The following is a 5,081-nucleotide window of genomic DNA, read 5'->3' on the forward strand; positions in this document are numbered from 1 at the left end:
CTTGTGGCAGGGTGCGAAACCAATCAGCATCAAATGGGTTATTGCAGATTTGCTCGAAGATTTTATTTACAGATATCTTATTGCTGTGACTGTATTTCTGGTAGTCTTCAATCTGTTTATTAATGAAATTGGGGTCGTGACGGTAAAAACCAATACGAACTTCTCTGATGAACTGGCGCTCGCTCTGAAAATACCGGGTTCCGCTTGCGTAACCACTAGATATAGGTAAAATTTTGGAGACAGAGGTCGCTAGGATTTCAAAATATCCTGCTTTTACCGCATCACGAGTAGCAATCTCTGTTATGAGCGGATGGCATTGAGGGCCTTGCCCGCTTGACTGAATTAGCAAGCCTGCTGCCAATAATCCATCAATGTGGCGGCTTAAGCTTTTGTTAATAAAAGGTTTATTGTTTTCATCTAACGTGCCGATTTGATTGAGGCAATTCATGAATGAAGTTCTGTTTACCGGTTCATAAATCACCGAAAATAATTGCACAATCTTTTGGTCTATGTGTGATAGCTGACTATATACCTGGGCCAGTTGCGTTTGTAGTTTCGTGCTATCAGCTTCAGAATCGGTCGTGGTACTAATCATCAACACCATTGTCAGGCACTTTAGTAGATTTTGTCACCAGCAAAGCCTCAAGCTGGGATATAGGAATCATATTTGATTTATGAAAAAAACTGCGGGATAATGCGGAGAGAAATAACTGTCTAATAACGAACAATGATAAATCAGCATATAGAAATGGCGATCGCAGAATTACAGGGATTTATCGATAGTCGTCCAGATGCCCGTGAGGTAAGAAAAGCGTAAGGCAAGTGAAACTGGTTTATCAAGGTTATAAGTATGAGGAAATTCAAACAATTTTAGATGTATCAGTTGGTTCAATAACAAGCTGGAAGCAAGCTTACAAGGAATATGGAATTTGTGGACTGCGCTTAAATTATAAAGGCAGAAAGAGTTACCTAAGCGATGAACAGCAAGAAGAAGTATTAAGTTGGTTGCAAACTAAAGAGATTTGGGAGCTTGGTGAACTTGAGTACAAATTGGCCTTTGAATATGATGTCATCTACGAATCGAAACGAAGCTCCACCCGATTTATTTGAGGCAGCAGGAATTAGTTGGAAAAAAACTACTGGCTTGAATCCAAAGGCTAATCAGGAGGTGGTTGCTGCAAAAAAAAACAGTCTTGTTACATTGCTGGCAAGCAACAGAGAGGACATAGAAGCCCGAAGGGTGCGAGTATTACTAATAGATGAGTGTCATTTGTTATGGGGAGACGTAACTGGTTATGCTTGGGGTAAAACTGACCAAGAAATAGCAATCAAAGTTGTTAACGAACGCGATAAACAGACATACTATGGAGCAGTGGATTATCTTGATGGCAAGTTAGTTCTTAAAGCTTATGATGCTGGTAATTCAAACAATACGATTGATTATTTACGTTATTTATTAGACTCTTCTCCTAACCAAAGATTACTTCTTTTTTGGGATGGGGCTTCTTATCATCGTTCACATCTGGTTCAAAACTTTTTAGGCGAAATAAATCAAGGTTTACCTCCAGAGCAATGGAAAATTCATTGCATTCGCTTCGCTCCCAACTGTCCCTCCCAGAATCCTATAGAAGATATTTGGTTACAGGCTAAAACTTGGGTGCGGCGTTTCTGTGCTTTAATTCCAACATTCTCTCATTTAAAGTGGATGTTTGAGTGGTTTCTTAGAAACACTATCTTCGACTTTCTGTCTCTTCAGATGTACGGAGATTTTTCAGAAATCAAATACTAGTCCTATATCAAGCTAATTATACTCAGAAGCCCCAAAGAAGGAGGACAATCAATTAAAATGAAGGCATAATTTTTGGTAGCCGAAGTTAGTATTTCCTTGAGCCGCAGTTCCCTTTCCAATTGTGCTACTAGCTCTTGCTCAACATTAGCCAAGAGGATATCTGAGGGCAGTAAGTCTACGCCATCTAAATTTTTGTGGATGGGTAAAGAAGGTTCCTCCGCGTCAGACATAAGGGCATCATATATAGTCTGTGCATCAGAAGGCAGATCCAGCCCAAAGAAGTCGGTAAGGGAACCTTGTGGGTCCATATCGACTGCCAGAACTTTATGCCCACGGTCGGCAAGATGGAATGCCAAATTGTGTGTGACAGTGGTCTTGCCAACTCCTCCAGCTTGGTTAAAAACTGCGATCGTTTTAGTCGTAGCCATTTTTTTAGTGAATCGGCTCGTTCATTAAGCCTATTAGTTAATCTTGCCAGAAGCGGTGAAAGTAGTCTCAACGCTCCTAACCATCGTTGCTTAAATTTTTCTGATTTAGATTTAAACCTAAACAGTAACACTATAGTAAAGTTAATCGTCTCTATTGATTGGTACTGCAATTAATAAAGTAATTCTCGGCTTGACAATTGTGTAAACACAGGTGGAACAATGACCATTAAAGAACAGATTACCCAAGAACTAGAAAAATTACCTGAACCTCTATTACAGGAAATTTTAGACTTTGTTCAGTTTTTGCAAGCCAAACATCAACAAATTGGCATATCTGCAAATAACCAACCAGATCGACCACTCGTAGCCGAGCATACTTTAACAGGTTCCACTGCCCAAGATTTATTAGAATTTGTGGGAAGTTGGTCAGGTTCGGACATTAGAGAATGTCTGCAACTAGTTCATTCTAGTCGTATGCCACTAGAATTTTAATTATGTATCTCCTTGATACTAATCACTGTTCCTTCTTGATGGAAGGTGTGCCTAGTGTTGCCAATCACTTGCGTTCGCTCGGTCAAGTACAACTGGCAACTAGTGTTATTGTTGCTGGAGAGTTACGCTTTATGGGGCAAAATTCCGAGCAAAAAGCCGCTAACTTAATCAAAATCAATGCGTTTTTGCAACGAATTAACCTATATGGAATCGACAAAGAAACAACAGAAATTTACGGTGATTTTAAATCAGAAATTATCAAGCAATTCGGGCCGAAAGAAAAAAGTAAACGTAAAACAACTAAATTAAATACCATTGGCATTAGTGAAAATGACCTCTGGATAGCCGCTACCGCTTTACGTCACTCATTGATTGTCGTTTCATGTGATAGTGACTTTGAGCGAATGCGACAAGTACGAGAATTTCCTTTGTCAAGTTGGGTTTAGATAAAACGAGCTTAATCGTAACCTAAAAACCATAATGCCCCAACTCGCGTTGATGAAATCAATACCACTCCTTCATCCCAGCAATAGCATACTTTGAATACAGAGAACCCTGTTGCTTGTGAAATGACAGGGGAATCCAGAGCAGACTCCTGTGGCGAGTTCCTGCGCCCGAACTAAATAGTTATTAGAGTTACACGCCTGAGTAGGGTGCTAGGGCTAAAGTTTGCGTTCCTTCAGCAAGGAGAAAGCGATCGCAGAGGTTAAACAGTTCTACCTCGGTAGAGGTCTTTCGCATCAGCCGCAGGAAATCCCCTTGGGCATCAACACTCAGGGCAATATAGTTGAGGAACATTTTGAGGTAGCCTACACGCGCTCGCTCTGGTATATTTGGTGCTGAGGGTATTTGCCATAAACGCTCAATATAGTTGCGTACCTCCACTAAAGGAACAGGCGAGATCGGCTCGCCGCGCAAAGCTTGGCGAATTTGATTAAAAAGCCAAGGATTCCCGATCGCCCAGCGTCCCACCATCACACCAGCCGCGCCCGTTTGGGAAAGCACCGATAGTGCAGTTGTCGCCGAGTAGATATTGCCATTGGCCAGCACTGGACAATGAACTCGTTTGACCGCTTCGGCGATTAAATCATATTTCACTGGCCCGTGGTACATATCTTTCACTGTGCGACCATGCAAAGAGAGCAAATCAATGCTGTGGCGATTGATTATGTCTAGAATAGAGTAAAAGGTATCTGTATTTTCAAAGCCTACACGCATCTTGACGGTCAAAGGTCGGTCGTTGACTGCTTGTCGCAGTTGAGCCAAAATCAGATCCACTTTTTCTGGTGAGAGTAGCAATCCACCCCCAGCTTTTTTGCGGTAGATTCTCGGTGCTGGACAGCCCATATTCAAGTCAACTCCAGCGATATTATAGCGACAGAGATCAATTGCTGTTCTTACTAAGTCGGGAATGCTTTCGCCAATCATTTGAGCAAAAACGGGGCGACCCGTGTCGTTTTCGGTAATTGATGCCAGAATGCTACGATTGAGCCGTGAAGTCTCATTCACACGGAAATACTCGGTGAAGAAGTAGTCAGGACTGCCGTAGTGGGCGATGACCTTCATAAACCAAAGGTTTGTCACATCCTGCATGGGCGCAAGAGCGGTGAGGGGTAGGTCTAAATGGAGCGATTGGGGGAGCGATACCTGGGACATAGAAATGCCAGCGTTCGACAAAGCATCACTGTATCAAAAAATGGTTTTAAGAGTGAATAGTTTAGCCAAAGGCGTAATCGCCCGCTCTAAAGCGGCGATCGCATTACCAAGCGAACTTGTATAGAAACTGGTACAGACAAAACGTATATATAAACTTACCGAGGCAAGTAAAGACTACTGCGTTCGCTTGGTGGGAGCATAGGCGGTGTTGCGGCTGGTGGTCGATCGAGTGGCTTGCCTCAAAGACTGCTGCACCACATCCCCCACTTTTAGCTATCAAAGAGATATCAAAGCCGGAAATTACAGACCTAGCATGACTAATTAACACTCTATCATCTTGGGAAGGTCTGCAAGCCTCTTAATCATTAGCCTGATGAAGCAGAAGTTGAATTTGGCAGTGGCACCAGCCAGAGTTCGTTCAAAGTTCTTAACCAGAAGATTTTAGATGCTGAGGAGTGCCTTAATTCAAAACCTCATAAGATATCAAATGGTTTCTATAAAGAAGCGAAATGTGGGTTAAAGTGGTAATCGACCTGTAACTAATCGATACAATAAACGAACTATTACACCTAGAATTGGCAGCTTGAGCAAGCGTTGGCGTAGCTGCATAGTTGTAGAGTTGTAAAGAGCAGTAACCTCATTCTGTAAACGTTGACGTTCAGCTTGCAGTTGAGCAGACTGTTCTTTTGTTTGTTCATTTTCTGCTTGCAATTGAT

At 42.1% G+C, this 5,081-nt stretch carries 5 protein-coding genes and 2 pseudogenes; 3 read left to right on the plus strand and 4 right to left on the minus strand.

The features are described from left to right. A pseudogene (locus I8752_RS29695) lies at nt 1–595 on the minus strand (ATP-dependent helicase); the annotation flags it as partial. A gap of 156 nt (nt 596–751) precedes the next feature. Here I8752_RS29695 and I8752_RS29700 point away from each other — a divergent pair. Further along, nucleotides 752–1,789: pseudogene (locus I8752_RS29700) on the plus strand (IS630 family transposase); the annotation flags it as partial. 2 nt (nt 1,790–1,791) lie between these two features. Here the strand turns inward: I8752_RS29700 and I8752_RS29705 are convergent. Continuing rightward, nucleotides 1,792–2,217: a ParA family protein gene (locus I8752_RS29705; protein WP_214435801.1), complete on the minus strand. Its 426-nt coding sequence runs from the start codon at nt 2,215–2,217 to the stop codon at nt 1,792–1,794. A gap of 219 nt (nt 2,218–2,436) precedes the next feature. On the opposite strand from I8752_RS29705, the gene I8752_RS29710 reads away from it, so the two are divergent. After that, on the plus strand, nt 2,437–2,709 hold the full coding sequence (locus tag I8752_RS29710; RefSeq protein ID WP_214435802.1) for a DUF2281 domain-containing protein: 273 nt from the start codon (nt 2,437–2,439) through the stop codon (nt 2,707–2,709). 2 nt (nt 2,710–2,711) lie between these two features. Then, complete coding sequence (locus I8752_RS29715; protein WP_214435803.1) at nt 2,712–3,155, plus strand: type II toxin-antitoxin system VapC family toxin; 444 nt, start codon at nt 2,712–2,714, stop codon at nt 3,153–3,155. 190 nt (nt 3,156–3,345) lie between these two features. Here the strand turns inward: I8752_RS29715 and I8752_RS29720 are convergent, their stop codons facing one another. Both I8752_RS29720 and I8752_RS29725 read right to left on the minus strand, forming a co-directional pair. Then, entirely contained in the window at nt 3,346–4,365 is a 1,020-nt protein-coding gene (locus tag I8752_RS29720; RefSeq protein ID WP_214435804.1) for a tRNA-dihydrouridine synthase family protein, read from the minus strand. A 516-nt stretch (nt 4,366–4,881) separates the two neighbouring features. Then, on the minus strand, nt 4,882–5,081 hold a 200-nt coding region (locus tag I8752_RS29725; RefSeq protein WP_214435805.1), incomplete at its 5' end, for a hypothetical protein.

Origin of the sequence: Dendronalium phyllosphericum CENA369, from assembly GCF_016056275.1 — a bacterium.
In the GTDB taxonomy this organism is placed as follows: Bacteria; Cyanobacteriota; Cyanobacteriia; order Cyanobacteriales; family Nostocaceae; genus Dendronalium; species Dendronalium phyllosphericum.

Bases quoted from the DNA above. Each gene is read 5' to 3' on its own strand.
- I8752_RS29710 (WP_214435802.1), top strand. From the start codon at position 2,437: ATGACCATTAAAGAACAGATTACCCAAGAACTAGAAAAATTACCTGAA.
- I8752_RS29720 (WP_214435804.1), bottom strand. From the start codon at position 4,365: ATGTCCCAGGTATCGCTCCCCCAATCGCTCCATTTAGACCTACCCCTC.
- I8752_RS29715 (WP_214435803.1), top strand. From the start codon at position 2,712: ATGTATCTCCTTGATACTAATCACTGTTCCTTCTTGATGGAAGGTGTG.
- I8752_RS29705 (WP_214435801.1), bottom strand. From the start codon at position 2,217: ATGGCTACGACTAAAACGATCGCAGTTTTTAACCAAGCTGGAGGAGTT.